The sequence below is a fragment of the Actinomadura sp. ATCC 39365 genome (genome assembly GCF_054392275.1).
This window is the reverse complement of record NZ_CP184335.1, coordinates 9,063,974-9,089,055: the sequence shown is the minus strand read 5'-3', so window position 1 is coordinate 9,089,055 and position 25,082 is coordinate 9,063,974. Positions and strand designations below refer to the sequence as shown.

At 71.9% G+C, this 25,082-nt stretch carries 27 protein-coding genes and 1 tRNA gene; 11 read left to right on the top strand and 17 right to left on the bottom strand.

Annotated elements, in window-relative coordinates:
* Positions 1–29: 29 nt before the first annotated feature.
* Positions 30–191, bottom strand: a complete 162-nt coding sequence (locus tag ACNF49_RS43915) for a hypothetical protein (RefSeq protein WP_482941413.1) — start codon at positions 189–191, stop codon at positions 30–32.
* 1,168 nt (positions 192–1,359) lie between these two features.
* The gene (locus ACNF49_RS43910; RefSeq protein WP_482941412.1) at positions 1,360–2,361 is read right to left on the bottom strand and encodes a hypothetical protein; all 1,002 of its coding nucleotides are present in this window, start codon (positions 2,359–2,361) and stop codon (positions 1,360–1,362) included.
* 103 nt (positions 2,362–2,464) lie between these two features.
* Here ACNF49_RS43910 and ACNF49_RS43905 point away from each other — a divergent pair, with 103 nt between their 5' ends.
* A complete protein-coding gene (locus ACNF49_RS43905; protein WP_482941411.1) occupies positions 2,465–2,983 on the top strand; it encodes a tyrosine-type recombinase/integrase in 519 nt (172 codons plus the stop codon).
* Between the two features lie 412 nt (positions 2,984–3,395).
* On the opposite strand, the gene ACNF49_RS43900 is transcribed toward ACNF49_RS43905, so the two are convergent.
* A tRNA-Ile gene (locus ACNF49_RS43900) sits at positions 3,396–3,469 on the bottom strand.
* A 239-nt stretch (positions 3,470–3,708) separates the two neighbouring features.
* Between ACNF49_RS43900 and ACNF49_RS43895 the strand changes: the two genes are divergently transcribed.
* On the top strand, positions 3,709–4,236 hold the full coding sequence (locus ACNF49_RS43895; RefSeq protein ID WP_357987075.1) for a histidine phosphatase family protein: 528 nt from the start codon (positions 3,709–3,711) through the stop codon (positions 4,234–4,236).
* Positions 4,237–4,493: 257 nt separating this feature from the next.
* On the opposite strand, the gene ACNF49_RS43890 is transcribed toward ACNF49_RS43895, so the two are convergent.
* Positions 4,494–5,426 (bottom strand): LysR family transcriptional regulator, encoded by a 933-nt coding sequence (locus ACNF49_RS43890; RefSeq protein ID WP_357987072.1) that lies wholly within the window; start codon positions 5,424–5,426, stop codon positions 4,494–4,496.
* A gap of 96 nt (positions 5,427–5,522) precedes the next feature.
* On the opposite strand from ACNF49_RS43890, the gene ACNF49_RS43885 reads away from it, so the two are divergent.
* Positions 5,523–5,747 carry a DUF6158 family protein gene (locus ACNF49_RS43885; protein ID WP_125631040.1) on the top strand — a complete coding sequence of 75 codons (225 nt, stop codon included), beginning with the start codon at positions 5,523–5,525 and terminating at the stop codon, positions 5,745–5,747.
* Positions 5,747–5,983 carry a hypothetical protein gene (locus ACNF49_RS43880; protein WP_357987069.1) on the top strand — a complete coding sequence of 79 codons (237 nt, stop codon included), beginning with the start codon at positions 5,747–5,749 and terminating at the stop codon, positions 5,981–5,983. The genes ACNF49_RS43885 and ACNF49_RS43880 overlap by 1 nt, the downstream gene beginning before the upstream one ends.
* Before the next feature lie 144 nt (positions 5,984–6,127).
* On the opposite strand, the gene ACNF49_RS43875 is transcribed toward ACNF49_RS43880, so the two are convergent.
* Together ACNF49_RS43875 and ACNF49_RS43870 are read right to left on the bottom strand one after the other, a co-directional pair.
* Positions 6,128–6,295, bottom strand: a complete 168-nt coding sequence (locus tag ACNF49_RS43875; RefSeq protein WP_352353608.1) for a hypothetical protein — start codon at positions 6,293–6,295, stop codon at positions 6,128–6,130.
* Positions 6,292–7,923: a sodium:solute symporter family protein gene (locus tag ACNF49_RS43870; protein ID WP_357987066.1), complete on the bottom strand. Its 1,632-nt coding sequence runs from the start codon at positions 7,921–7,923 to the stop codon at positions 6,292–6,294. The genes ACNF49_RS43875 and ACNF49_RS43870 overlap by 4 nt, the downstream gene beginning before the upstream one ends.
* A 101-nt stretch (positions 7,924–8,024) precedes the next feature.
* Here ACNF49_RS43870 and ACNF49_RS43865 point away from each other — a divergent pair, with 101 nt between their 5' ends.
* Positions 8,025–8,804 carry a putative hydro-lyase gene (locus tag ACNF49_RS43865; RefSeq protein ID WP_482941410.1) on the top strand — a complete coding sequence of 260 codons (780 nt, stop codon included), beginning with the start codon at positions 8,025–8,027 and terminating at the stop codon, positions 8,802–8,804.
* On the opposite strand, the gene ACNF49_RS43860 is transcribed toward ACNF49_RS43865, so the two are convergent.
* Positions 8,713–10,986, bottom strand: a complete 2,274-nt coding sequence (locus ACNF49_RS43860) for an excinuclease ABC subunit UvrA (protein ID WP_482941409.1) — start codon at positions 10,984–10,986, stop codon at positions 8,713–8,715. The genes ACNF49_RS43865 and ACNF49_RS43860 overlap by 92 nt on opposite strands.
* Positions 10,987–11,038: 52 nt before the next feature.
* On the opposite strand from ACNF49_RS43860, the gene ACNF49_RS43855 reads away from it, so the two are divergent.
* Positions 11,039–11,659: a TetR/AcrR family transcriptional regulator gene (locus ACNF49_RS43855; protein ID WP_357987058.1), complete on the top strand. Its 621-nt coding sequence runs from the start codon at positions 11,039–11,041 to the stop codon at positions 11,657–11,659.
* On the opposite strand, the gene ACNF49_RS43850 is transcribed toward ACNF49_RS43855, so the two are convergent.
* Positions 11,601–12,197 (bottom strand): P-loop nucleotide/nucleoside kinase family protein, encoded by a 597-nt coding sequence (locus ACNF49_RS43850; RefSeq protein WP_357987055.1) that lies wholly within the window; start codon positions 12,195–12,197, stop codon positions 11,601–11,603. The two genes, ACNF49_RS43855 and ACNF49_RS43850, sit on opposite strands and share 59 nt — an antisense overlap.
* Before the next feature lie 85 nt (positions 12,198–12,282).
* Here ACNF49_RS43850 and secY point away from each other — a divergent pair, with 85 nt between their 5' ends.
* Positions 12,283–13,572 carry a preprotein translocase subunit SecY gene (secY, locus tag ACNF49_RS43845; protein ID WP_482941408.1) on the top strand — a complete coding sequence of 430 codons (1,290 nt, stop codon included), beginning with the start codon at positions 12,283–12,285 and terminating at the stop codon, positions 13,570–13,572.
* 61 nt (positions 13,573–13,633) lie between these two features.
* Here secY and ACNF49_RS43840 read toward each other — a convergent pair whose 3' ends face one another.
* The 3 genes from ACNF49_RS43840 to ACNF49_RS43830 form a co-directional block, all read right to left on the bottom strand.
* Complete coding sequence (locus ACNF49_RS43840) at positions 13,634–14,362, bottom strand: response regulator transcription factor (RefSeq protein WP_498703449.1); 729 nt, start codon at positions 14,360–14,362, stop codon at positions 13,634–13,636.
* Positions 14,359–15,648 (bottom strand): sensor histidine kinase, encoded by a 1,290-nt coding sequence (locus tag ACNF49_RS43835; protein ID WP_498703447.1) that lies wholly within the window; start codon positions 15,646–15,648, stop codon positions 14,359–14,361. The genes ACNF49_RS43840 and ACNF49_RS43835 overlap by 4 nt, the downstream gene beginning before the upstream one ends.
* Before the next feature lie 251 nt (positions 15,649–15,899).
* Entirely contained in the window at positions 15,900–16,805 is a 906-nt protein-coding gene (locus tag ACNF49_RS43830) for a phosphotriesterase family protein (RefSeq protein ID WP_357987043.1), read from the bottom strand.
* 149 nt (positions 16,806–16,954) lie between these two features.
* Between ACNF49_RS43830 and ACNF49_RS43825 the strand changes: the two genes are divergently transcribed.
* Together ACNF49_RS43825 and ACNF49_RS43820 are read left to right on the top strand one after the other, a co-directional pair.
* The gene (locus ACNF49_RS43825) at positions 16,955–17,410 is read left to right on the top strand and encodes a TIGR02611 family protein (RefSeq protein WP_357987040.1); all 456 of its coding nucleotides are present in this window, start codon (positions 16,955–16,957) and stop codon (positions 17,408–17,410) included.
* Between the two features lie 72 nt (positions 17,411–17,482).
* Complete coding sequence (locus ACNF49_RS43820; RefSeq protein WP_482941406.1) at positions 17,483–18,412, top strand: TolB-like translocation protein; 930 nt, start codon at positions 17,483–17,485, stop codon at positions 18,410–18,412.
* Here ACNF49_RS43820 and ACNF49_RS43815 read toward each other — a convergent pair.
* Positions 18,407–18,727, bottom strand: coding sequence for a GroES family chaperonin (locus ACNF49_RS43815; RefSeq protein WP_357700902.1), 321 nt, complete (start codon positions 18,725–18,727; stop codon positions 18,407–18,409). The genes ACNF49_RS43820 and ACNF49_RS43815 overlap by 6 nt on opposite strands.
* 89 nt (positions 18,728–18,816) lie before the next feature.
* On the bottom strand, positions 18,817–19,749 hold the full coding sequence (locus ACNF49_RS43810) for an endonuclease/exonuclease/phosphatase family protein (protein ID WP_482941405.1): 933 nt from the start codon (positions 19,747–19,749) through the stop codon (positions 18,817–18,819).
* Between the two features lie 55 nt (positions 19,750–19,804).
* Here ACNF49_RS43810 and ACNF49_RS43805 point away from each other — a divergent pair, with 55 nt between their 5' ends.
* On the top strand, positions 19,805–21,058 hold the full coding sequence (locus ACNF49_RS43805) for an ArgE/DapE family deacylase (protein ID WP_482941404.1): 1,254 nt from the start codon (positions 19,805–19,807) through the stop codon (positions 21,056–21,058).
* A gap of 18 nt (positions 21,059–21,076) precedes the next feature.
* Here ACNF49_RS43805 and ACNF49_RS43800 read toward each other — a convergent pair whose 3' ends face one another.
* Positions 21,077–21,394, bottom strand: a complete 318-nt coding sequence (locus tag ACNF49_RS43800; RefSeq protein ID WP_357987028.1) for a rhodanese-like domain-containing protein — start codon at positions 21,392–21,394, stop codon at positions 21,077–21,079.
* 37 nt (positions 21,395–21,431) lie between these two features.
* Between ACNF49_RS43800 and ACNF49_RS43795 the strand changes: the two genes are divergently transcribed.
* Entirely contained in the window at positions 21,432–22,070 is a 639-nt protein-coding gene (locus ACNF49_RS43795) for a TetR/AcrR family transcriptional regulator (RefSeq protein ID WP_357987025.1), read from the top strand.
* Positions 22,071–22,085: 15 nt separating this feature from the next.
* On the opposite strand, the gene ACNF49_RS43790 is transcribed toward ACNF49_RS43795, so the two are convergent.
* Genes ACNF49_RS43790 through ACNF49_RS43780 form a run of 3 tightly spaced genes read right to left on the bottom strand, consistent with a single transcriptional unit; the run spans position 22,086 to position 25,011 of the window.
* Entirely contained in the window at positions 22,086–22,889 is an 804-nt protein-coding gene (locus ACNF49_RS43790; protein WP_357987022.1) for an ABC transporter ATP-binding protein, read from the bottom strand.
* Positions 22,889–23,896 carry a FecCD family ABC transporter permease gene (locus ACNF49_RS43785; protein ID WP_357987019.1) on the bottom strand — a complete coding sequence of 336 codons (1,008 nt, stop codon included), beginning with the start codon at positions 23,894–23,896 and terminating at the stop codon, positions 22,889–22,891. Before ACNF49_RS43785 ends, ACNF49_RS43790 begins: the two co-directional genes overlap by 1 nt.
* Entirely contained in the window at positions 23,893–25,011 is a 1,119-nt protein-coding gene (locus ACNF49_RS43780; protein ID WP_482941403.1) for a FecCD family ABC transporter permease, read from the bottom strand. Before ACNF49_RS43780 ends, ACNF49_RS43785 begins: the two co-directional genes overlap by 4 nt.
* Positions 25,012–25,082: the final 71 nt, after the last annotated feature.

Sequence of the window (25,082 nt, the reverse complement as noted above, 5' to 3'; positions counted from 1 at the left end):
CAAAAGTTGACAGACGTAAGGGTACAAGATCATGGAAGGCGGCGCTGCTTGCGCAACTTGGGGAAGGTGCGTAGTTGTTCGGTCTTGCCCGCCCGCTCCGCGCCGGGCAGCAGGTTGAAGGTGATGAGCAGGTCCAGCACGTCTAGGGCGTCGTCGACCGAGGATGTCTCCAGGTACCACACGGTGCCCACCCCGTGCCCCAGGGCCGCTGGAGCGATTCGCCGAGCATCTCTCGTCTGATCCCTTGACCGCCTGGGAGTGTAAGAACAGCTGGACACGCCCGGCCGGGAGTGTCGCGCTCAGTTTCCTTTCCATCCCGCCCTTTGCGCTCGATTCTGTGTGTGGGGCTTTATAGATGAAGGCGAGGCGACTCAATGCTGAGGGTGTACTGCCCCTGCTGTGACGGGTTGTCGATGTGCCGGGCCTGTGCCGAAGAGCACGTGACGAGCATGCACTCGGCCGCCTGCGCCTCTCAGGAGAGGGGCGAGAACCGAGAAAGCGCAGGTCGCAATGGGTATGGAGTGGTGGGGCGCCCGGGGCTCGAACCCGGAACCTACGGATTAAAAGTCCGAAGCTTTGTTCCTGCATGCCAGAGCGTGCCGCATTCTGTCGCACGGGTTGTGAAGGTGTCAACGCGAATGCGTCGAATCTGAACATTTAGCCACATAGCTATCGCGGTGATTTGTCCATGTATGTCGCGATCTGAATCGTGAGTTGCTGTTGGTTGCTCGAGCTGCTCGGTTCGGAATCCGATGTCGGTTTGACCAAGAGTTGGCCTATCGGGCTGTCCTAACTTGGCCTTTCTGGCCGGTATTTAGATAAGTGACAGGGGTGATTCGCCCACCAGATCGGGGCGTCTGACGGTGACCGTACAGTCCCGCCACTTCATCGAATCTCGATGCCTTCCGTGCCTTCCGTGCCGGTTGGAGCTGCTGTCCTGCGGTCAGCGCGGGGGCCCCGGTGTCTGGCCGCCGGCGTCCTACGACCGGGACAAGCAGCAGGACATCCCTACATCACACGTTCGGCCAGTGCGTGGGCCGGGATGTGTGACCAGCGGATATCGCTTGACGTGGGCGGTGAAGGTGGGCGTCGATACCGACCGCCCCGGCCAATCGGGTGGCCCCGACCGTCCCGCTGTGGCCCCCTACGGGCCTGTGCGGGCCGACAGGGGGTCGCCCACCGTCCTGGGGTGCGGCATACCCCACCCCGGGGTCGCTGGGCGGTGACCCGCGCGGGGATCGGCCCGATGCGCACGGCCGCCGGTGGCGTCCTACATGGGCGATACCGCATCGGCGGTGTTCGGCGGCGGGGCGGGGTGGGCCGCAGGAAGTGCGGCGTCGAGCAAGCGGCGACGCGAGGTCAGCGAACAAGCGGAAAGGCGCGACAGCGACGATGAACGGAACCACCTTCAAGACGTGTTCCTGCCGGGACGAAGCGACGGGGAAGCGGCTGGGCAAGGCCTGTCCGAAGCTGCGCCGTCCGGGCGGCGAGGAGTGGTGGAGCAGCACCCATGGCCGGTGGGCCTACCAGCTGGAGCTGCCCGCGCACGCCGACGGTCGGCGGCGTAATCCGCTGCGCCGCCGGGGCTTTGCCACGCTGGAGGAGGCGGAGGCCGAGCTGGAGCATGCCCGGGCGTTGCTGGCGCTGGATGAGGACCCGCACATCCAGCGGAAGATCACCGAGCTGATGCTGTCGGTGCTCAAGGACACCAAGGCCCTGCCGCCGGTCGAAGAAGTACGGCGCAAGGTCCGCACTCGGCAGGACCTTAATCCCACTGTGTCCGTGGCCGAGTGGATGCAGGAGTTCCTGCGGCGCAAGCGGAAGATCGACGCCACTACCCGCCGCTCCTACGAGGCGCACATCCGCTTGTACTTCACCCCCTACCTCGGCGATATCCGGCTGGATCGGCTGCGGGTGTCGGATGTGGCGGGGATGTTCGATGCGATCGAGGAGTTCAACGACGTCATCATCACCGCCCGCGCCAGCGGCGCTCCCGAGGAGCGGGCCCAGGTGCGGCATCGGCGGCCGGTCAGCCCGGCCACTATGCACCGCATCCGAGCCACCCTGCGGCACGCGCTGAACATCGCGATCAAGCAGGATCGGCTGATCGACTTCAACCCGGCCGCGGTGGTCGAACTCCCTGACGCCGAGCGGCCCAAGGCGCTGGTGTGGACCGATGAGCGGGTCGCCGCCTGGAACCGCGGCCTGCAGGCCCGGCTCGACGTCGAGCAGCGGCGGCGAGGCGCTCGGCTCAGCCGCGCGCTCATGATCAACATGTACGCGTCGGTGCCGCGTCCGTCGCCGGTGATGGTGTGGACGCCCTCGCACACCTTCGCCTTCCTCGCCCAGGCGGCCGGCCATCGGCTGTTCGCGCTGTACCGGTTGATCGCCCTGCGCGGGCTACGCCGGCGAGGCGGTCGGGCTGCGGTGGAAGGACGTCGACCTGGCCGCCGGGACTGCAGGGGTGCACTGGCAGATCACCCAGCTCGGCTGGGAACCAGTGCAGGGCAGACCGAAGACCGAAGCCAGCGACCGCACCATCGCGCTGGACGCCGACACCGTCACCGCGCTGCGCGCGCACCGCAAACGGCAGACGGCCGAGCGGCTGGCGGCGGGGGAGGCGTGGACGGACAGCGGATTCGTCTTCACCGACGAGCTCGGCAGGCCGCTGCATCCGCAGCAGGTCAGCGACCAGTTCTACCTGCTGTCCTTCCAGGCGGGGTTGCCGCCGGTGCGGCTGCATGATCTGCGGCATGGGGCCGCGTCGATCATGCCGGCCGCAGGGGTCGATCTGAAGGTCGTGCAGGAGACGCTCGGGCACGTGTCGTCCACCTTTACCCGCGACACCTACACCAGCGTCTACCCGGAGGTGGCCCGTGCCGCCGCCGAATCCGCTGCCGCCCTCATCAACACCGCAGCCGCTGGTGCCCAGAGCGTCCGGTTGATCACACTGCTGGACCACGCCGGCGACGCCACCATCTGATGCAGCGAGCCCTGCAGGCCCGCCCGATTCGTCGGCGGGCCTTGCTTGTCTGTCCTCCACGGCTGTCGCGCAGACGGTGCTGCAGCCCTCTGCGAGAAGCAGCGGATCATTTATCTGCTGGTCGCTAACGCCCGGTGGGCAAGACGAGAGAGCCGACCGGCGAGACGAGTCGACTTGGCCGAGGCTTGACCATGCCTGGAGCCGTCCCTGATGGGCGACGCTGAGCGGGCGTACTGGCTTGATCTTCTGGTGGTCGTCTTTGGGGTCTCAGTTGATGCTGGACGTCTAAACGATCTACCGCGATACACGGTCCGTGCACAAGAGCAACCACCGAGCAACCAACCATGATCAATAACGAGCTCGGAGGCTGGCAAAATCCGAGAAACCCCAGGTCGGATGCGGTGTTGAAGAGTAGGGCGGGTGGGACTTGAACCCACGACCCACGGATTATGAGTCCGATGCTCTGACCGGCTGAGCTACCGCCCCTGGATTCAGTTGTGACATGCGGTGTGCGGCAGGTGGATCTTGGTGAGGCTCGCGCATGTCAAGGCTAGAGCATCGGATCCGGGAGTGCCGCACGGCCGGATGGGGACGGGGTCCCGCGGACATCATTCCATGCCGGGCAAGGTTGGTGGAGTCGTGTCGATCATATTCGGGTCTCGGTTGGGGGTTGTGTTTGCTGTGGGCGGAATGGGAGGGCTTGGGAGGGGAGGTACGGTGCCGATATGGCGATCAAGGTGGTGTACGAGACCCACTCCATCACTGTGGACAACGAGATCGGTGTCGCCACGGGATGGCTGCCCGGGGAGTTGTCCGAGCGGGGGCGGGAGCTGGCCGCCGAGCTCGGGGTGCGGAGGCGGGGGGTGGACGTCGTCTACTGCTCGGATCTGCGCAGGGCGGTCGAGACGGTGGAGGTGGCGTTCGGGGGTGGGAAGGAGGTCCGGCTCGACGCGCGGCTCAGGGAGTGCGACTACGGCAGTTACAACGGACGGCCGGTGAGCGAGGTCGCGGCCCTGCGCAGGCGGCACATCGACACTCCGTGGCCGGGCGGGCAGAGCTATCGGCAGGTCGTGGCGGGGACGGTCGAGTTCCTTGAGGATCTGCGAGAGGAGTGGCAGGGGGCCACGGTGCTGGTGGTGTCCCATTCGGCCAATCGGTGGGCGTTGCAGCACCTGCTGGACGGCACTCCGATCGAGGATCTGGTGGACGCGCCGTTCGAGTGGCGCCCCGGGTGGGAGTACGAGGTGGCGTAGCACCTTGCCTGGAGGTGGGTGCGGGGTCAGGGTGGGGTGGGGCCCGGATGGTCCTGGCGGTCCCGGGGTCCTCGCGGTCCTCGCGGTTCCGGCGGTCGTGGTGGCGGGTGGCGGGCCGCGGACATGGCTGATGCGCCGATCGCGTCCGCGATCAGCGCCGGCGGGTGGAGCTGGGTTGTCTCCTGCCGCTGGGGGTGCCGTCACGGTAACGGCGGGCCCACGGGGCGAGGAGTTACTACTTCACTCCTATCAGGGTGTTATGGCGCGGTGCCGTACACCGGGTTGCGTACGAGCCAATCGGAGTAGACCGGACTGCGGCGTACGGCCTCGGTGTGCGCCTGTTTGGCCTGGGCGACCACCCAGGTGGCGTCGGGGGCGGTGGGGTGGCGGCCGAGGAGCTGCCGCCAGCGCAGCGGCGCGCCGGAGAGCGGGACCATGGCCAGCCCCGGCAGGGCCTGGTGGGTCGCCTGGCAGAGCACCACGGCGCGGCCCACCTGGGCGAGGTGGGTGCAGGTCGGGACGTCCGTCTCGTAGATCGTTCCGGGGGTGAAGCCGGCTCGGGCGCACGCCATGGCGAAGCAGTCGGCGAAGCAGCCGTCGCCGGGTGTGACGGCCCATTGTTCGCCGGCCAGGTCGGCCAGCTCCACCTCCTTCTCCTTGGCGAGCGGATGGTCCTCGCCGACGAGGGCGAAGACCGGGTCGACACTGATCGTCTCCCACAGGAGCGTTCCCGTGGGGGTGCCGGAGTCGCCGCAGGCGCCGGTCAGCACGTAGTCGAGGCGGCCGAGCTCGACCATGTTGATCAGCTCGTGCGTTGACCACGACGTGAACGTGGTGACCGTGCGCTCCGCGGCCAGCCGGTCGACCAGGCCGCCGAGTATCGGGCCGTTGGTGGCGCCGATGCGGAAGCCGGGGGAGGGGGTGTGGGCGAATCGTACGGCCTCGTCCTGCAATTCCTTGGCCGCGGGGAGCAGCACGCGCGCCCGGGCGAGCACCAGCTCGCCGAGCCGCGTGGGGCGCGCCCCGTGCCGGTCACGTTCGAACAGGGCGCCGCCGAGCACCCTCTCGATCCGTTTGAGCTGGGCGGTGAGGGCCGGCTGTGCCAGCCCGAGCAGGGACGCGGCCTTGCTCACACTTCCCGCGTCCGCTACCGCGCGGACGATCCTGAGGTGCCTGAGCTCGAGGTCCATACCGGGAAGGTAAGGCGACGAATCGCTCCCAAACAATGGCTATATGTCAGGAATTGTGACAGATATTGTCGGGGGTGTCTGGGGTAGGGGGAACCCATGACGACGATGGGAATAGATCCGGCCCAGCTCAGCGACGAGGATGTGGTACGCGAGCTGCGGCAACTCCATGCCACTCGTAGTGACACATTCTTCCATGGATCAGACGATGCTCTGGCACGTCACACTTCCCGTACCAATGAGCTAGAGGCGGAATACCTTCGCAGGTTCCCCGACCGCGAGGTCGATCCGGCCAGGCTGAGGGAGGGGGCGAGGCAACGTTGATGTCCGAGGGGCATGACGTGCAGGAGCTGTCGGACGTCGACATCCACGTCTACGAGGCGGTGGCCTCGCAGGCGGTGTCCGGCGGCGTGGCCGGCCTGGAGGCGGTGATCCGGGCGACCGGCCTGGAGGATGACGAGGTGCGCGACAGCCTGGCCGTCCTCGCGAACCAGGGGTACGTCGTCCCGCGGGGCGACGGGTACGGCCTCGGTCCCCACACCTTCGAGGTCGAGTACTGAACGGGCGCGGGCGGCTCCGCGCCGCCGCCGCAGCGGTGCCGGCGCGGAGCCCACAGGACGGACGCGGAGCCCACAGGACTGATGGGGAGCCCGCAGGCTGGGCGTACGGCCTGCGGGCTGTGGGGTGGATCGAGGGCGGCGCGGTCAGGGCTTGAGGGGCCGGAGGCGGGCCCACAGGACGAAGGCGGCGCCGAAGACGGCCATCGGCAGGCCCGTCCACAGGTTCACCGCGTCCCCCAGCAGGCCGGCCACGACGAGGATCACGCCGTACAGCAGGAACAGCCCGCCGATCACCATCCGGATGTCGCTCACAGGATCACTCCGTACAACAGGGCGGCCAGGATCACGGCGCCGGTGCCGAGCAGCACCGGCGAGCGGTACCAGCGTTTGTCGCCGGCGAGGGCGTCGTCCTCCAGGTCCGCGGCGCTCAGGCCGTGGACCAGGCCGCGCAGTTCCTGCTCCGGCTTGGGCGTGGTGACCAGCGTGACGATCACCGACACCAGCACGTCCACGGCGAAGGCGACGCCCGCGCCCCAGAAGCTGGCGTTCAGCTCGGTGCCGAAGTCCACCAGGCCGGCCTTGTAGGCGAAGTACGACGCGAAGGCGCTCAGCGTCCCCGCCAGCAGCCCCCAGAACCCGGCCCACGGCGTCATCCGCCGCCAGAACAGCCCGACGACGAACGTCGCGAACAGCGGCGCGTTGAAGAAGCTGAACAACGCCTGCAGGTAGTTCATGATGTTGGAGTAGCCGGCCGCGATGAACGCCGTGCCCACGCCGAGCGCCACACCGGCGACGGTGGCGATGCGTCCGACCTTCAGGTAGTAGCCGTCCGGCCGGTCGGGCCGTACGTGCGACTGCCAGATGTCGTTGGTGAACACCGTGTTGAACCCGCTGATGTTGGCCGCCATCCCCGCCATGAACGAGGCCAGCAGCCCGGTCACCGCGACGCCGAGCACGCCGTTCGGCAGCAGGTCGCGCATGAGCAGCGGGATCGCGTCGTTGTAGTCCCGGCCCTTGCCCAGGTCGCCGAAGAGCACCAGCGCGATCATCCCCGGCAGCACCGTGACCAGCGGGATCAGCAGCTTGGGAAAGGCCGCGATGATCGGCGTCATCCGGGCCGCGTTGGTGTTCCTGGCCGACAGGGCGCGCTGCACCTCGGCGAAGTTCGTCGTCCAGTAGCCGAAGGAGAGCACGAACCCCAGCCCGAAGACGATCCCGATCCAGTGGGCCTGCATCGGGTTGGAGCCGGCGGTCCCGGCCCAGGTGTGCAGGCCGCCCTCGCCGAGCGCGCTCTGCCGTACCTTGTCGAACAGCCCGGCCACGCCGCCGACCTTGGCCAGGCCGAGCACGGTCAGCGGGATCAGCCCGGCGAGGATCACGAAGAACTGCAGCACCTCGTTGTAGATGGCCGAGGACAGGCCGCCGAGCGTGATGTAGGAGAGCACGATCAGCGCCGAGACCACCACCGACACCGGCAGCGGCCAGCCCAGCAGGGCCTCCATGACCAGGGCGAGCGCGTACAGGTTCACCCCGGCGATGAGGATCTGCGCGACCGCGAACATGAGGGCGTTCAGCAGCTGGGTGGCGCCGTTGAAGCGCCTGCGCAGGAACTCCGGGACGCTGCGCACCTTCGAGCGGTAGTAGAAGGGCATCATCACGATGCCGAGGAACACCATCGCGGGGACGGCGCCGACCCAGTAGTAGTGCACGGTCATCGCGCCGTACTGGGCGCCGTTGGCCGCCATGCCGAGGATCTCGATCGCGCCCAGGTTGGCCGACACGAACGCCAGCCCGGTGATCCAGGCGGGCAGTCCGCGGCCCGCGAGGAAGAAGTCGAGGCTGGAGCTGATCCGGCGGCGGGCGGCGAACCCGATGGCGAGCACGGTGGCGAAGTAGACCGCGATGAGCAGGTAGTCGAGGAGGTTGACGTCTAATCGCACAACCGGCCCGCTACCCGGAAAACACCGCGATAGCCCCACGGCCGGCTGCCGTGGTGAAGTGCGTTGTGGACCGTGCGGGCCGGTCGCCATAGTGTCGAGAGGTGGACGTCGCCACCTTGACCCCCGCGCAGGCGCGGGCCCGCTTCCGCGTCGGCGAACGGGTGCCCACCGCGGGCTGGTGCCGCGGCTGGACGCAGGCCAACCTGATCGCCGTGCCCGCCGCGCTGCGGTACGAGCTGCTGCTGTTCGCCCACCGCAACCCCAAGGCCTGCCCCGTCCTGGACGTGGGCGAGCCGGGCGCCTGGTCGACCGCCCTGTTCCGCGGCGACCTGCGCACCGACCTGCCCGGTTACCGCCTCTACCGCGACGGCGAGCCCGTGGCCGACCTGGACGAGGTGACCGGGCAGTGGCGGGGCGACCTCGTGCCGTTCCTCATCGGCTGCAGCTTCACCTTCGAGGCGGCGCTGCTGGCCGCCGGCGTCCCGGTGCGGCACCTGGAGCAGGGCAGGAACGTGCCGATGTTCCGCACGAACGTGCCGTGCGAGTCCACCGCCTCGCTGTCGGGGCCACTGGTCGTCTCGATGCGACCGGTCCCGGAGGAGCTGGTGCGCAGGGCCGTCGAGGTGAGCGGCAGGTATCCGCGGGTGCACGGCGCGCCGGTGCACGTGGGGGATCCGGCCGCGATCGGCGTGCTCGACCTGGGGCGTCCCGACTTCGGTGACCCGGTGGAGCTGCGGCCGGGCGACGTGCCGCTGTTCTGGGCCTGCGGGGTGACGCCGCAGGCGGCGGTCATGGCGAGCGGCGTGGAGTACGCGATCGGTCATCTGCCGGGTCACATGGCCGTGCTGGACGTCCGGGACGACGACTATCGAGTGACTTGACCAGATATTTCGCGGTATAGGTGGACGCTTCGGTCAGTTCGGCCGGGGTGCCTTCGAAGATCACCTCGCCGCCGTGCCGGCCCGCCTCGGGGCCGAGGTCGATGACCCAGTCGGCGTGCTTGACCACGTCGAGGTCGTGCTCGACGACGATGACCGTGTCGCCGCCGTCCACCAGCCGGTCGAGCAGGGCCAGCAGCGTGTCCACGTCGGCCATGTGCAGCCCGGTCGTCGGCTCGTCGAAGACGTACACCTGGCCGCGCTCGCGCATCCGGTGCGCCAGCTTGAGCCGCTGCCGCTCCCCGCCGGACAGCGTGCTGAGCGGCTGCCCGAGGGTCAGGTAGCCGAGCCCGAGCGCGCCGAGCCCGCCGATGCCCGGCAGGTCGAACAGGCCCGCGGCCTCCTCGGCCGTCATCGCCAGCACGTCCGCGATCGTGCGGCCCTCCACCGTGTACGACAGCGCCTCCGCGCTGTACCGGCTGCCCCCGCAGGCGTCGCACACCCGGGTCACCGGGTCCATGAACGCCAGGTCCGTCCTGATCTCGCCGCGCCCCTTGCACACCGGGCAGGCCCCCGTCGAGTTGAAGCTGAACAGGCCCGGCCGCACCCCGTTCGCCCCGGCGAACAGCCTGCGCAGGGGGTCCATGGCGTCGAGGTAGGTCGCCGGGGTCGAGCGCGGCGAGCCGCCGATGGCCGACTGGTCGATGAGCACGACGTGCGGATGCCGGGCGACCAGCTCCTGGCGCATCAGCGTGCTCTTGCCCGACCCGGCCACGCCGGTGACCGCGGTGAGCACGCCGAGCGGCACGCGTACGGTGACGTCCTTGAGGTTGTGGGCGTTCGCGCCCTCGACGGTCAGCCAGCCGGCCGGGGCGCGCACGGCGTCCTTGAGCCCGGTGACCCGCCGCAGCATGCGGCCGGTCAGCGTGCCGCCGGACGTCAGCGCCGCCACCGTGCCCTCGAACACGACCCGGCCGCCCCGCGTGCCCGCGCCCGGCCCCATGTCCACCACGTGGTCGGCCAGCTCGATCAGGTCGCGGTCGTGCTCGACGACCAGCACCGTGTTGCCCTTGTCGCGCAGCTCGACCAGCAGGTCGCCGAGCCGGTGGACGTCGCGCGGGTGCAGCCCCACGCTGGGCTCGTCGAAGATGTACGTCATGCCGGTGAGGCTGCTGCCCAGGTTCCGCACGGTCTTGAGCCGCTGCGCCTCGCCGCCCGACAAGGTCGGCGTCCCGCGGTCGAGGCTGAGGTAGCCGAGGCCGATGGCGTCGATCCGGCGCAACGACTCCACCGCCGCCTCCGCCACCGGGTCGCCCAGGCCCTCCAGCAGGCCGATGAGGTCGGTCACCTCCGTCGCGCAGTGGTCGGCGATGGACAGGCCGTCGATGCGCGAGGCCAGCGCGGCCGCGTTGAGCCGCCGGCCGCCGCACTCCGGGCACGTCGCCTGCCGCACGTACGGCGCCGCGGCCTTGTCGAGCTGGTCGAGGTCGCGTTTGAGGTAGACACGCTCGAACCGGGCGACCAGCCCCTCGTAGGTGTTGGTGTACTCGCCCCGGTTGACCTTGAAGCCGCCGCCGTACAGCAGCAGGTCGCGCTCCTGCGGCGTGAAGGCGCGCAGCGGCTTGCCGGGGTCGAACAGCCCGGACCTGGCGTAGAGCTGCCACACGTACGAACCCGGCGGGGCCATCCGGATCGCGCCCTCGTCCAGCGACAGGTCCTCGTCGAGCAGCTTGCCGACGTCGGCCTCCACCTTCTTCCCCAGGCCGTCGCAGACCGGGCACATGCCCTGCGGGTCGTTGAACGAGTACGCCGTCGCGGGCCCCGCCGACGGCTCGCCACGCCGCGAGAACAGCACCCGCAGGATCGCGTGCACCTCGGTCATCGTGCCCACGGTCGAGCGGGCGCCGCCGCCGACCGGCTTCTGGTCCACGATCACGGCGGCGGTCAGGCCGGACATGCGCTCGGCGCGCGGCCGCTCGTGCTTGGGCAGCCGGTTCCTGACGAACGCGCTGAAGGTCTCGTTGAGCTGCCGCTGCGACTCCGTGGCGATGGTGCCGAACACGATCGAGGACTTGCCCGACCCCGATACGCCGGTGAACACCGTCAGCCGCTCCTTGGGCAGCCGCAGCGAGACGTCCTTGAGATTGTTCTGCCGCAGGCCGATCAGCTCGATGTCGCGCGACACGTGCCACACCCCCAATAGCTTTGGCTACTACCTATAGCTTAAGCTAATTCATGTGGCTGACATTCCCGACCGGCGAGCACGACGGCGAGCCGAGACACAGGCCGAGATCCTCGGCATCGCCCTCGACGTGATGGCGGAGGAGGGCGTCGCGGGGCTGAGCCTGGCGACCGTGGCCAGGCGGCTCGGCATCCAGCCGCCGTCGCTGTACAAGTACTTCCCGTCCCGGCACGCGGTCTACGACGCCCTGTTCAGGCGCGGGCAGGAGGGCTACCTGGAGGCCGTGCGGCGGGGGGCCGAGCCGCATGAGCCGGGGCTGGCGGCCATGGGGCCGTCCCTGGAGGCCGGAGCGCGGTGGATCATGGAGAACCAGGTGCTGGCCCAGTTGATGTTCTGGCGGCCGGTGCCGGGGTTCGCGCCCTCGCCCGAGGCGTACGCGCCCGCGCTGGCCGTCCACGAGCACTTCGCCGAGCTGATCAGGGCCGCCGTCGAGCGCGGCGAGCTGCATCCCGACGCCGCGGGCGAGGAGGGGCTCGCCCTGGCCGCCAGCCTGATCGCCGGGCCCGTCTCCCAGCAGCTCAGCAACGAGCCGGGCGCCTCCTACGAGGAGGGGCGGTTCACCCGGCTCGTCCCCCGGCTGCCGGCCGTGTTCGCGGCGGTGTACCCGCCGCCGTGAGCTGGTCGCCGACCGGCGGCGCGCCCCGCCGGTTGTCGATCTCCAGGTGCGGCACGACGGGCGGCTCGTCCACCCGGATGTTCCTCAGGTAGTCGGCGAAGGCCGCCAGCTTGCCGGCGTCCCTGGCCAGGCCGCGCGCCTCCAGCCGGGCGCGCAGCGTCGGCCCGTCCGAACGCACCCACAGCAGGCGTACGGGCGGGCCGCCCAGCTCCGCCACCCACCGCGCCCACCGGGCCGCGTCGTGCACCTGCGTGGTGAACGGGCCGTCGAGCAGCACCGGGCAGCCGTGGCCGCGGATCTGCGCGGCGATCCTGGTCAGGCCGGTGTACTCGTGCCGCTTGACGTGCCGGTCGTACCAGGGGCCCTCGCGCTCGCCCTGGTCGCGGCCGTGGGCCCGCAGGACCTCCGCGACAAGGTCGCCGTAGACGGTGTCCTTGTCGAGCAGGGCGGGCACCGGCGACAGGCGGGCCAGCAGCTCGGCCGCCACCGTGGACTTGCCCGCCCCCGGCGGCCCGCTGATCACCCACACGGTCGTCATGCGCCCAAGCTACGCGGATCTGCGTACACGGGTGCCTCGCCTGGGCGGACGACGCGAGGCGCGCCCGCGGACAGACTTCCTGCTCATGCTGACCGTCTTCGCCAGAGCGTTCCGGGTGCCGGAGCTGCGCAGGAAACTGCTGTTCACCTTGGGGCTGATCGTGCTGTTCCGCCTCGGCCAGATCATGCCCGCGCCCGGCGTGGACGTCGTGGCCGTGCGGCAGTGCGTGGGCTCGGCGAGCGGCGGCGTCTTCGACATGATGCAGATGCTCAGCGGCGGCGCGATGCTCCAGCTGTCGGTGTTCGCGCTGGGCGTCATGCCCTACATCACGGCCAGCATCATCCTGCAGCTGTCCGCCGTCGTGGTGCCGCGGCTCGACGCCCTCAGGAAGGAGGGGTCCAACGGGCAGGCGCGGATCACCCAGTACACCCGTTACCTGACCGTCGGCCTCGCCGTCCTGAACGCCACCACCGTCGTCACCCTGGCCCGCTCGGGGAACCTGCTGCCCGGCTGTGCCCGTCCGCTGCTGCGCGACCAGGGGCTGCTCGCGGTGTCGGTGATCGTGGTGACGATGGTCGCGGGCACCTGCGTGGTCATGTGGATGGGCGAGCTGATCACCGACCGGGGGATCGGGAACGGCATGTCGATCCTGATGTTCACGCAGGTCGTGGCGGTGTTCCCGGGGTACATGGCGAAGATCTTCGTGCTCACGCCGTTCGGGTTCGCGGTGATGCTGGCGTCCGGGCTGTGCCTGGTGGCGGCGGTGGTGTTCGTCGAGCAGGCCCAGCGGCGGGTGCCCGTCCAGTACGCCAAGCGCATGGTGGGGCGGCGCATGTACGGCGGGAGCAGCACGTACATCCCGCTCAAGGTCAACCAGGCGGGGATCGTGCCGGTGATCTTCACCTCGTCGCTGCTCTACGTGCCGACGCTGGCCGCGCCGCTGCTCGGCGCGGAGGCGGGCGCCTGGGTCTCGCGCAACCTGACCGCCGGCACCCATCCGCTCTACATGAGCGTGTACGTGCTGCTGATCGTCTCCTTCGCCTACTTCTACGTCGCGATCACCTTCAATCCCGTCGAGGTGGCCGACAACATGCGGCGGTTCGGCGGGTTCGTACCGGGGATCCGGCCGGGCGCGCCGACGGCCCGCTACCTGGCGTACGTGTTGTCGCGGCTGACCGCGCCCGGAGCCGTCTACCTCGGCGTGCTGGCGCTGCTGCCGCTGGTGGCGTTCGCGATCCTGCGCGACCCCGGCACGCAGCAGAACTTCCCGTTCGGCGGGACCAGCGTGCTCATCATGGTGGGCGTCGGGCTGGACACGGTCAAGCAGATCGAGGCCCAGCTCCAGCAGCGCAACTACGAGGGCTTCCTGCGGTAGGCCGGGGGCCCGGCTCGGACCGGCGGCACGAGGACTGTCTCAGGTGGGCCGCGAGCCCGGCTCAGACCGGCGGCGCGAGCCCGGCCCGCATGGCGAACACCACGAGCTGGGCCCGGTCGCGGGCGCGCAGCTTGACCATGGCCCGGCTGACGTGCGTGCGCACGGTGTCGGGGCTGATCACCAGCTCCCTGGCGATCTCGTCGTTGGACCGGCCCGTCGCCACCCACGCCACCAGCTCGCGCTCGCGCGGGGTGAGCGTGCCCAGGCCCTCGACGGGCTCGGCGCCGCCGCGGCCGAACAGGCCGATGACCTTCCTGGTGATGGACGGCGACAGCAGCGCCTCGCCCGCCGCCACCACGCGCACGGCGTTGACCAGCTCGTCGGGAGCGCTGTCCTTCAGCACGAAGCCGCTCGCCCCGGCCTGGAGGGCGGCGAAGACGTACTCGTCGACGGCGAACGTGGTCACCACGACGATCCGGGTGCCGGCCAGCGTGGGATCGGCGGCCACGGCGCGCAACGCGGACAGGCCGTCGGTGCCGGGCATGCGGATGTCGAGCAGCAGCACGTCGGGACGGGTACGGCGGATCAGGTCGAGCGCCGCCGCGCCGTCGGCCGCCTCGCCCACGCACTCCATCCCGGGCTCCCGCTCCAGCAGCGCCCGCAGCCCCATCCGCACGACCGCCTGATCGTCGGCGATCGCCACCCTGATCGCCCGGCCCTCGGCATTGTTCCCGGCCAGGTCCGCGGGGGCGTGCGCGTCCGGGCCCGGGTGGGGGCCGGGGTCGGTCATGCCTCGGACCGGGGGAAGCGGGCGGTCACCTGGAAGCCGCCGCCCTCGCGGGGCCCGGCGGTGAGCCGGCCGCCCGCCTCGGTGACGTGGGCGCGCATCCCGGCCAGCCCGCGGCCCTCGGCGGCGCCGTTCCAGCCCGCGCCGCGGTCGGCCACCTCCAGGACGAAGGCGCACGGGCCGTCCGCCAGGCGCACCGACGCCCTGGTCGGGCCGGCGTGCCGGAGCACGTTCGTGAGTGACTCGCGGACCACCCGGTAGACGGCGGCCCTGAGGTGGGCGGGCACGGCGGGATCGGCGGGCTCGACGTCGACCGGCAGGCCCGCGGCGCGTACGCCCGCGATGAGACCGGGCAGGTCGGCGGCCGGCGGGTCGATGCCGTCGAGCGCGGCGCGCAACTGGGCCAGGGCGGTGGTGCTGGTCTCCCTGATCGCCCGGAGCGAGGCCCGCGCCTGCTCGGGGTCGTCGTCGAGGGCGACGAGCGCGAGCCCGGCCTGCATGGCGATGGCGGCGAGCCCGTGACCGGCGGCGTCGTGCACCTCCCCGGCGATCCGCGCCCGCTCGGCCGCCACCACCTCGCCCCCACCGAGGGCCGCCTCCGGCCACCCGAGCACGGTGTCCACCTGCCCGAGCACGGCCTCCGTCTGCCCGAGCACGGCCTCCGTCCGCTCGTGCACGGCCTCCGCCGTGTGCGGGACGGCCTCGGCGGTGTGCGGGACGGCCTCCGCTGTGTGCGGGGCGGCCTCGGTGGTGTGCGGGACGGCCTCCGCTGTGTGCGGGGCGGCGGTCGCTGCGTGTGGGGCCGAGGTCGCGAAGGCGTCGGCGGTGGCGACGGGGCGGGCGGGACGAACGGTGGCGGCGGGGCGGGCGGCCGCGGGCGCCGGGATCCCCCAGGCCGCACCCGCCGGCCAGCCCCCGAACCCCGGAGCCGCACCCCCGGCCACCAGGCCGCACAGCGCCCCACCCTCAGCAACGGGCGCGGCCGAGCCGAACGCGGACGGCGGCGTGCTGTGCGAGGCGAGCGCGGACGAAGGCGTGCCGTGGGAGGCGAGCCCTGACGGTGGTGGGGCGGTGTCGGAGGCGTGGGACGAGGGCGGGGGCTCGGCGTCGGCGGCGGCCGCCGCTGCCGCGGCCCTGGCCTGCGCGAGACCGTTGAACGACCACGGGACGGCCAGCCACCCGGCCCAGGCCAGCATGACCACGACCGGGATGTCACCCACCCGGCTCAGGCGCGACAGCGCCGCGAACGGCCTGCGCAGGCGCCCGCCGCGTTGCGTGTGCTCGCTCACCATCCCCCACCCGGCCAGGCTCGTGTCGCCCCTGATCCTAGCGAGTTCTGGGCGGCACGGTCCGGTCACCGCCCGCCCGTCCGCCCCGAGACGATCTTGACGGCAGGGCCCGGATCAGAGCCCCGGGCATGCGCATGCCGCTCGACGGCGAAGCGCATGCCGGCCAGGAGCAGCACATCCCGTTGGCCAGCCGGCGCAGGGATGCCGGCCGGAGTCAGGACATCCCGTCGGTCAGCGGGCGCGGGCCGGGGTCAGCGCATGCCGTCGGTCAGCCAGCGCAGGGGGTTGTCGTGGGTGATCTGGCGGATGACGTCCTCGCCGGTGCCGGCCTCGCGCAGGCGGGGGAGCAGGCTGTGGAACAGGTGGGCGTAGCCGCAGCCGCCGTAGCGCTGGACCTGGGCCACGCGGCTCAGCCCGGTGCTGAGGAGCAGGCGGTCGGCGTGGCCGTCCTCGATGAGGCCGAGCGCGATCCTGGCCGCCTGGTCGGGGCCGAGCGTCAGGACGCTGAGGCTGACGTACGCGCCCGCCTCGGCGATCTTGCGTGCGCCGCCCAGGTCGCCGGAGTAGCCGGCGGCCACGCGGGAGCCGGGCAGGTTCTCGCCGAGCAGGATCTCCAGCAGCGCGGGGGCGTTCTGGCCGTGGGTGGCGACGGGCAGGCGCGACTGCCGGGAGGCGCGGGCGGCGGCGCGCAGGCAGCGCTCCTCGCGGGCGGTGGGCTCGGGGCCCCAGCTGCCGACCTCGCCGATCACGCCGGGGAAGACGCCGGTGCCGTCCACGCCGCTGGAGATCTCGGTCATCAGGCGCCGGGTGAGCTGCTCGACGTCCTCGTCGCCGACGTCGGTGAACGGCTGGGCGAAGAAGCCGGTCGAGGCGATCACCGGCACCCGGCTGCCCGCCGCGATGCGGGCCAGGGCGGCGGCGTCGCGGCCCATGCCGAGACAGGTCAGCTCGACCACCAGGTTGAGCTCGTCGGACTGGCGCAGCTCGCGGAGCTCCGCGGTGACAGTGGTCTCCTCGTCGAGCCAGCGGTGGGGGTCGGAGTCGATGCCGACCGCCCAGCGCATGTCGTTGCGCAGGTGCTCGTGGGGGAGTACGGCGCCGTTCACCGCGGCCGCGCGAATCGGGCCGGTGACGGTGCGAAGGATGACCTCGGGCATAGCAGACATTAACCGATAGTTGCCGGAATCCCCTTCCTTCTGGCGGGAAATTTTACTCTTCGTCCTGTTTGGCGAACTGCTAGTGGTCTGCAAGTGTTCCTGCCGATGTGAGCCGTATCCTGAAAGGCAGCCGACGACACGGGGGAGACGTGCCGATCCAGAACTCCGAGACGGGCGACGCCGACGTGATGAAGGACGAGGCCGCCGACCGCTCCGCCATGCCCGCCCGCCGCAGCGGCCTGAGAGGCCGGCTCGACGGCATACGGTCCACCCGCGCGGGCGCGCTGACACTGAAGATCGTGGTCGGCGTCATCGGCGCGGTGATGGTGGTCGGCGGCCTGATCATGGTGCCGTTCCCCGGGCCCGGCTGGCTCGTGGTGTTCGCCGGGCTGGCGGTGCTGGCCACCGAGTTCCACTGGGCCCATCGGGTGCTGGAGTTCGGCAAGCAGACGCTGCACGCCTGGACGCAGTGGTACAAGCGGCAGGGCTGGACGGTGCGCATCCTCGTGCTGCTGGTGACCGTGGCCGCCGCCGCGGTGATCGTCTACTTCGGCATGCTGACGCTCGGCATCGACCTGCTGGAGATCGCGCAGCGTTTCGTCTAGTCCGGGAGGGGCTTTCAGACCGGGTCGTTATCGTTCCCGGAATCGCCGCCTTTCCCTGCCTATTCTGCGGGCGTGCTCGCTCACCTCGCCGTCGCGCTGTCGCTGACGTTCCTCGCCCCGGCCGCCGCTCGGGCCGACCTGGTGTTGCCGGAAACCGGTGGCATGAAATATCAGGAGAAATCGGGAGACCCGGTACGGCTCAGCGCGTACGGCCTCGGCACCGGCCGCACGTACCTGCGCGCCGCCACCGGCGACGCCTTCACCCGGCAGAAGGGCCTGTCGGAGGTGGCGGTCTCGCCCGACGGCCGCCTGACGGCCGGGGTGCCGTCCTCGTACCGGGCGGGCCACGACTCCGTGGTCGTCACCGACCGGGCCACCGGCAAGACCGCGCGGATCCGTACCGTCAAGAAGCCCATGACGGCCGCCTACGCCTCCTGGTCCAGGGACGGCAGGAAGGTCGCGCTCACCGTCGAGCAGAAGAGCGGCGGGACGTGGCGGGTGCTCGGCTTCACGGTGGTGGACGTGCGCGCGGGCACCGCGAGCACGGTCCGCGTCGCGGGCCTCGCCCGGCGGGCCGGCTTCTGGTGGAGCCCCGACGGCAACCTCGTCAGCATGTACGGCACCGGCCTGCGCGTCTACCGCCCCACGGACGGTGCGGTGCTGCGCACGTACGCGGACGTGGGCCTGCCGACCGGCCCCGAGGACTCCTACGCGCCCTCGGGCAAACGGCTGACGACGTGGTGCCCCTCGCGGTTCAAGGAGCAGGTGTGCCTGGTCGACCTGGCCACCGGCACGATCGCCCAGCGCGTGGCCGTCAAGCCGGCGGCCCTGTTCGGCTGGTGGGACGACACCCATCTGATCGCCGTCACGACGGCCGGGAAGGGCCGCCGCCTGTCGGTGCTCGACCTGACCGGCCGGACGACGCGGGTGCTCGCGGACGTGCCCGCCGCCACCTGGGCCGCCGAGCTGTGGGTCAACTTCGCCAGGACCCGCGTGTCATAGGTACAGGCCCGTGCCGTGGTCGGTCTCCTGGGTGGCCACCGCGTGCAGGTCGCGCTCGCGCATGACGAGGTAGACCCGGGCGTGCACCTCGACCTCGAACTGGTCTTCCGGGTTGAACAGCACCTTGTCGCCCACCTTGACCGCACGCACGTTCGTGCCGACGCCGCAGACCTCGCCCCACGACAGCCGGTTGGCCATCTTGACCGTCGCGGGGATGACGATCCCGGAGCCGCTGCGCCGCTCCTCGGCCTCCTGCTCCAGCCGGATCATCACTCGGTCGTGCAGCATCTGAATCTCGAACTTGGGCGCTTCCACGGGTCACAGTTTACGAGCCGCCGCAGCTCCGCAATCCCGCGATCGTCCCAGGTCCCGCCTTCCCCCGGCGCCGGGTCACGAGAGCGGGGTCACGGGAGCAGGAGCTCGGCGTACACCGGACGGTGGTCGCTGCCGACCGGCGCGAGCACCCGGAAGTCCCGCACCTCCATGCGGTCGCCGGCCAGCACGTGGTCGATCGCCACGCCGGGCAGCGGCCCCCAGCCGCCCCACGTCGTCGACAGGCCCCGGCCCATGGCGTCGGCCGCGTCGCGGTAGCCGGCGGCCAGCAGCTCGCGGAGCGGAAGGTGGTCGAGGGTGGCGTTGAAGTCGCCGGCCAGCACGCGCAGCCGTCCGCCGCCGCGCGGCAGGCGGTCCAGCCCCGCCAGCCAGCACGGCAGCCTGCCCATCCGCTTGGGGGCGCACGGATGCACCGAGACGATCTCCACCCGGGCCCCGCCGGGGTGCTTCAACACGGCCGTGGCCTGGCCGAAACCGCCCGACTCGATCAGCTCACCGGCGGCGAGGGGATGGCGGGCGTACACGGCCGAGCCGCCCGCGCCCTCGGCGGGCCGGGTCACCGCGTACGGCAGCAGCTCGCGCAGCCCCGCCGCCTCCAGCCGCCGCTCGGCGAGGGGCGTGAACTCCTGCAACGTCAGCACGTCCGGCCGCAGCGACCTGACCAGCCCCGCCAGGTCCGTCGCGTCGGCCCTGCCCACCAGCAGGTTGGCGGCCAGCACGCGCAGCGGCGCGCCGCGGCCGGCCGGCGCGGGATCGGGCAGCGCGCGGGGCAGCACCGCGAAGCCCAGCGCCAGCACCGTGACCAGCGCGACCGCCCCCGCCGCCCACCGCCGCAGCAGCCCGGCGAGTGCCAGGGCCAGCGCCGCCCCCACCGCCGCGTGCGGCGTGAACGCGACCACCGGCACCCACGGCCAGTCCGGCTCGAACCCGCTCAGGCGCACCGCCGCCCAGACGGCGAACGGCGTCACCGCGATCCAGCTCATCCAGCTCATCCAGCTACGCACGTCTTGTATCGCCATATGTCGTGAAAGGCGTTCACGGCGTGAGAAAGTGTGCTGCATGCGCGACGTGGAAGCCCGGGTCCTGGACGCCATCGACGAGGCGGAGACCGTCGGCCTGCTGGCCGAGACGGTACGCGTCCCGAGCGTCACGGGGACCGACGCCGAGTCCGATCTCCAGCACCGCTTCGCCCGCCTGCTCACTGAGGCTGGCCTGAACGTGGACGTCTGGAAACTCGACCTCGCCGACCTCACCGCGCGCGCCGGTTTCCCCGGCACCGAGGCCCCCAGGCAGGAGGGCTACGGCGTCGTCGCCGTGACCGAGGGCGAGGGCGTGCCGGCGCTGGCCCTCCAGGGCCACGTGGACGTCGTCCCGACCGGTGACCTGGCCAAATGGGAGGGCAGCGACCCGTTCGCCGCCCGGATCACCGGGGACGTGCTGCACGGCAGGGGCGCCTGCGACATGAAGGCCGGCCTGGTGGCCAACCTGGCCGTCGTGCGGGCGCTGAAGCGGGCGGGGGTGCGCCTGGCCAGGCCCCTCGCGGTGCACTGCGTGATCAGCGAGGAGGACGGCGGCCTCGGCGCGTTCGCCACCCTGGCCAGGGGGCACACGGCGGAGGCCGCGGTGATCACCGAGCCCACCAGCGGCGCGGTCATCACCGCCAACGCCGGCGCGCAGACCTTCCGGCTGGAGGTCGCCGGCCGCGCCGCGCACGGCGCCACGCGGTACGAGGGCGTCAACGCGATCGAGGTCTTCTGGCCGGTGTTCGAGGCGATCAGGCGCCTGGAGGCCGAACGCAACCGGGACGTGCCCGAGCTCTTCGGCGGCAACCCGATGCCGTACCCCATCGAGGTCGGCACCGTGCGGGCGGGCGACTGGGCGAGCACCGTGCCCGACCTGCTGGTCGCCGAAGGGCGCCTCGGCGTGCGGCTGGAGGAGGACCCGGCCGCGGCGCGGGCGGCCTTCGAGGAGGCCGTCGCCTCGACCGGCCATCCGTGGCTGCGGGCCAACCCGCCCACGGTGACCTGGCCCGGCGGCCAGTTCGCCAGCGGCCGGCTGCCCGCCGGGCACGAGCTGCTCGGCGCGGTCAACGAGGCCGTCGCCGACGTCGCGGGCCGCCGTCCGGCCGAGGCGGCCGCGCCGTACGGGAGCGACCTGCGCCTGTACGCGGCGGGTGGCGTCCCGACCCTGCACTACGGCCCGGGAGACGTGCGGTTCGCACACGCCCCCAGGGAGCAGGTCGAGCTGGCCGAGCTGCGCGAGGTCACCCGCGCGCTGGCGCTGCTCGCGGTGCGCCGCTGCGGCACTCTCTGAGGGACCCCCAAAGGACGGTCACAGGGACGACTCGACCGGCAGGCCGGCCCCGACCCAGTCCTCGATGCCCTCGGCGTACCGGCGCACGTCGGTGTAGCCGAGCGCGGTCAGCCGGTTGGCCACGGCCTTGCTGTTGCCGCAGGCGGGGTTGGAGCAGTAGGTGACGATGGTGGCGTCCTTGTCGGGCAGCAGCTCGGCGGCGCGCTCGGCGACCTCGCTCTCGACCAGGGCGATCGCCCCGGGCAGGTGCTGCTGGGCGTAGTAGGAGCCGCCGAGCGTGTCGAGCACGGTCACGCTGCCCAGACGGGCGTGCAGCTCCTCGCGGGTGATGGTCATTGTGGCCTCCAAGCGAAATGGACTAAAGTCCGGATGTGTGGATGGCCAGGAAACTAACGGACCACAGTCCGGTTCGTCAAGCGAGCCGCTGGAGCTGCTGACCGGCAAACCGGTCAGGGAACGCGCGGACGCGGCGCGCAACAGGGAGAAGGTGCTCGCGGCCGCCGCGCGGCTGTTCGCCGAGAAGGGCGTGGAGGCCGTGTCGATGGACGCGGTCGCCGCCGAGGCGGGCGTCGGCAAGGGCACGCTGTTCCGCAGGTTCGGCGACAAGTCGGGGCTGGCGGTGGCGCTGCTGGACGCCCGCGAACGCGACCTGCAACAGCGCGTGCTGTCCGGGCCGCCACCCGTCGGCCCCGGCGCGCCGGCCGCCGAGCGCCTGACCGCCTTCACGGCCGCCTACCTCGACTACCTCTACGCCCACCTCGACCTGGTGCGGATGTCCGAGACGGCCAGCCCGGGGGCCCGCTACCGCATCGGCGCCTACCGCTTCTGGCACCGTCACGTGGCGATCCTGCTGGCGCAGGCCCGGCCCGGCGCCGACGCCGACGTGCTCGCCCACACCCTGCTGGCCGCGATGGGCGCGGAGGCGGCCGGGGTGCTGCGCGAGGAGTACGGCCGCGAGCGCGCCGCCGCGGGCGTCACCGCCCTGGCCGCCGCCCTCGCCCGGCCCGTCTAGCGCAGGCGGTCCGGCTCAGGCGGGGGCGGCCACCCGGCGCCGCGCCTCGGGCACGATCATCGGCGTGCCCGACTGCGGGTCCTGGATGATCTCGCACCGCAGGTCGAACACCCGGTGGACCAGCTCGGGCGTGACGACCTCGGCCGGCACGCCCTCGGCCACGACCTCGCCGGCCCGCATGACGATCAGGTGGGTGGCGTACCGGCACGCCTGGTTGAGGTCGTGCAGCACGGCGACCATGGTCCGGCCGGCCTCGTGCAGGTCGGCGCAGAGGTCGAGCACCTCGATCTGATGGGAGATGTCCAGGAACGTGGTGGGCTCGTCCAGCAGCAGGATCGGCGTCTCCTGGGCCAGCGCCATGGCCAGCCACACCCGCTGCCGCTGCCCGCCGGACAGCTCGTCCACGATCCGGTCGGCCAGCCCGGCGACGTCGGTCGCGCGCATGGCCTCGGCCACGGCCGCCTCGTCGGCCCTCGACCACTGGCGCATGAGCCGCTGGTGCGGGTAGCGGCCGCGGGCCACCAGGTCGGCCACGCTGATCCCGTCGGGCACGATCGAGCTCTGCGGCAGCAGGCCCAGCCGCCGGGCCACCTCCTTCGACGGCAGCGCGGTGATCACGCTGCCGTCCAGGTGCACGGCGCCCTTCCTGGGCTTGAGCATCCTGGCCAGCGCGCGCAGCAGGGTGGACTTGCCGCACGCGTTCGGGCCGATGATCACGGTGAAGGACTCGTCCGGGATCGCCACGCTGAGCTCGGTGGCCACGACGCGCTGGTCGTAGGCGAGGGTGAGGCCGGTGCCCGACAGGCGGTGGTCAACCATCAGTGACGGTCCTTTCGCAGGAGCAGGGCGAGGTACGTGCCGCCGACGGCGGCGGTGACCACGCCGACGGGAAGCTGGGTCGGGGCGAGCAGCCGCTGGGCGACCAGGTCGGAGGCGGTCAGCAGCACCGCGCCCATGAGCGCCGAGGCGCCCATGGTGACGCCGGGGGAGCGGGTCAGCCGGCGGGCGATCTGCGGCGCGGCCAGCGCGACGAAGACGACGGGCCCGGCCGCCGCGGTGGCCACGCCGGTCAGCAGCACCCCGGCGGTGATGGCCGCGGCCCGTACGGCCTCGACCTTGACGCCCATGGCCCTGGCCGCGTCGTCGCCCATCTCGATCATCCGCATCGGCCGTGCCACCAGCGCGCACACCGGCAGCAGGACGGCCAGCGCCACCGCGACCGGGATCGCGTGGTCCCATCCGCGCCCGCCGAGGCTGCCGGTCAGCCACGCGCCCGCGGTGGCCGCGTCGTTGATGTTGGCCCTGGTCAGCAGGTAGTTGTTGACCGCCAGCAGCAGCGTGTTGGCGCCGATGCCGACCAGCACCAGCCGGTAGCCCTGCACGCCGCGCCGGAAGGCCAGCGCGTAGACCAGGACGGCGGTGACCACGCAGCCGGCCAGCGCGCCGCCCGCGATCGTCATGGCCGAGCCGCCCGCGACGACGGCGAGGATGCCGCCCGTCGAGGCGCCGGCGGTGAAGCCGATGAAGTCGGGGCTGCCCAGCGGGTTCTTGGTCAGGCTCTGGAAGATCGCGCCGCCCGCCCCGAACGCCGCCCCCACCAGCAGCCCGGTGACCACGCGCGGGGCCCGCAACTTGCTCACGATCAGCTCGGCGACCGGCGTGCCCTGGCCGAACAGGGCGTCCAGGATGTCGGGGACGGAGACGGTGAACTCGCCGGTGGCGATCGCCGCCACGCCCACCCCGCAGCCGATGGCCACGAGGGCGGCGCAGACGAGCAGGGACCGGGGCGCGAGCCGTACGGACCAGGGGCCGAGACGTACGGTCACAGCGCCGCCACCCGCCTGCGCCGGGCCAGCAGGATGAAGATCGGCGCGCCGATCACCGCCCACACGATGCCCACCTGCACCTCGCCCGGCCGCGCGATCAGCCGCCCGACGACGTCGGCGCCCAGCAGCAGCACCGGCGCGGCCAGCGCCGAGTACGGCAGCACCCACCGCTGGTCGCCGCCCACCAGGGCGCGCACGGCGTGCGGCACGACCAGCCCGACGAACCACAGCGGCCCGGCGGCGGCGGTCGCGGCCCCGCACAGCAGCGTGACGGCCACGCCGGTGAGGGCGCGCGTCCTGCCGACCGCGACGCCCAGCGAGCGCCCGGCGTCGTCGCCGAGCGAGAGCATGTTGAGCGGCCTGGCCAGCGTCAGCCCGAGCGCCAGCCCCGCCACCATGAACGGCGCCAGCCGCACCAGCGTGTCCGCGTCCTGCCCGGCCAGCGAGCCGGTCAGCCAGAACCGCATCCGGTCGAAGGTCTGCGCGTCCATGCGCAGGATCGCCGAGGCGACGGCCGTGAACACCATGCCGAGCGCGACCCCGGCCAGCGCCAGGCGTACCGGGCCGGCGCCGGAGCGGCCGGCCGCGGCCAGCGCGTAGACGACGACGGAGGCCACCGCGGCGCCGCCGAAGGCGAACCAGACGTACACGGCGGGGTCGGAGAGGCCGAACAGGCCGAGCGCGAGCGTGACGCCGAGCGCGGCGCCCTCGTTGATGCCGAGCAGCCCCGGGTCGGCCAGCGGGTTGCGGGTCAGGCTCTGGATGAGCGCCCCCGCCAGGCCCAGCGTCGCGCCGACGCCGATGCCGAGCAGCGTGCGCGGGATGCGCAGCTCGCGGATGACGACGTGGTCGCTGGAGCCGTCCGGGGCGAGCAGCGCGTCGATCACCGTCGAGAACGGCACCGACCGCGCCCCGAGCGCCACGCTCGCCATCGCCACCAACGCCAGCACCCCCGCGGTCACGACCAGCCCGGTCACCAGCACGGACGCGGACCGGCGCGGTCGCGGGCCCTCCCCGGCCGCCGGCGCGGAACCGGACCGGCGTGGTCGCGGCCCCTCCACGGTCACCGGCGGACGCCCGCCGGCGGGCTCAGCCGTGTCCTCAGGCGGGCGCACCCGACCCCCTCTCGTCGCGGTCAAACTTAGGCAAGGCTAATCTAATGTCTCCGTAAGAAGGCAAGCCTAAC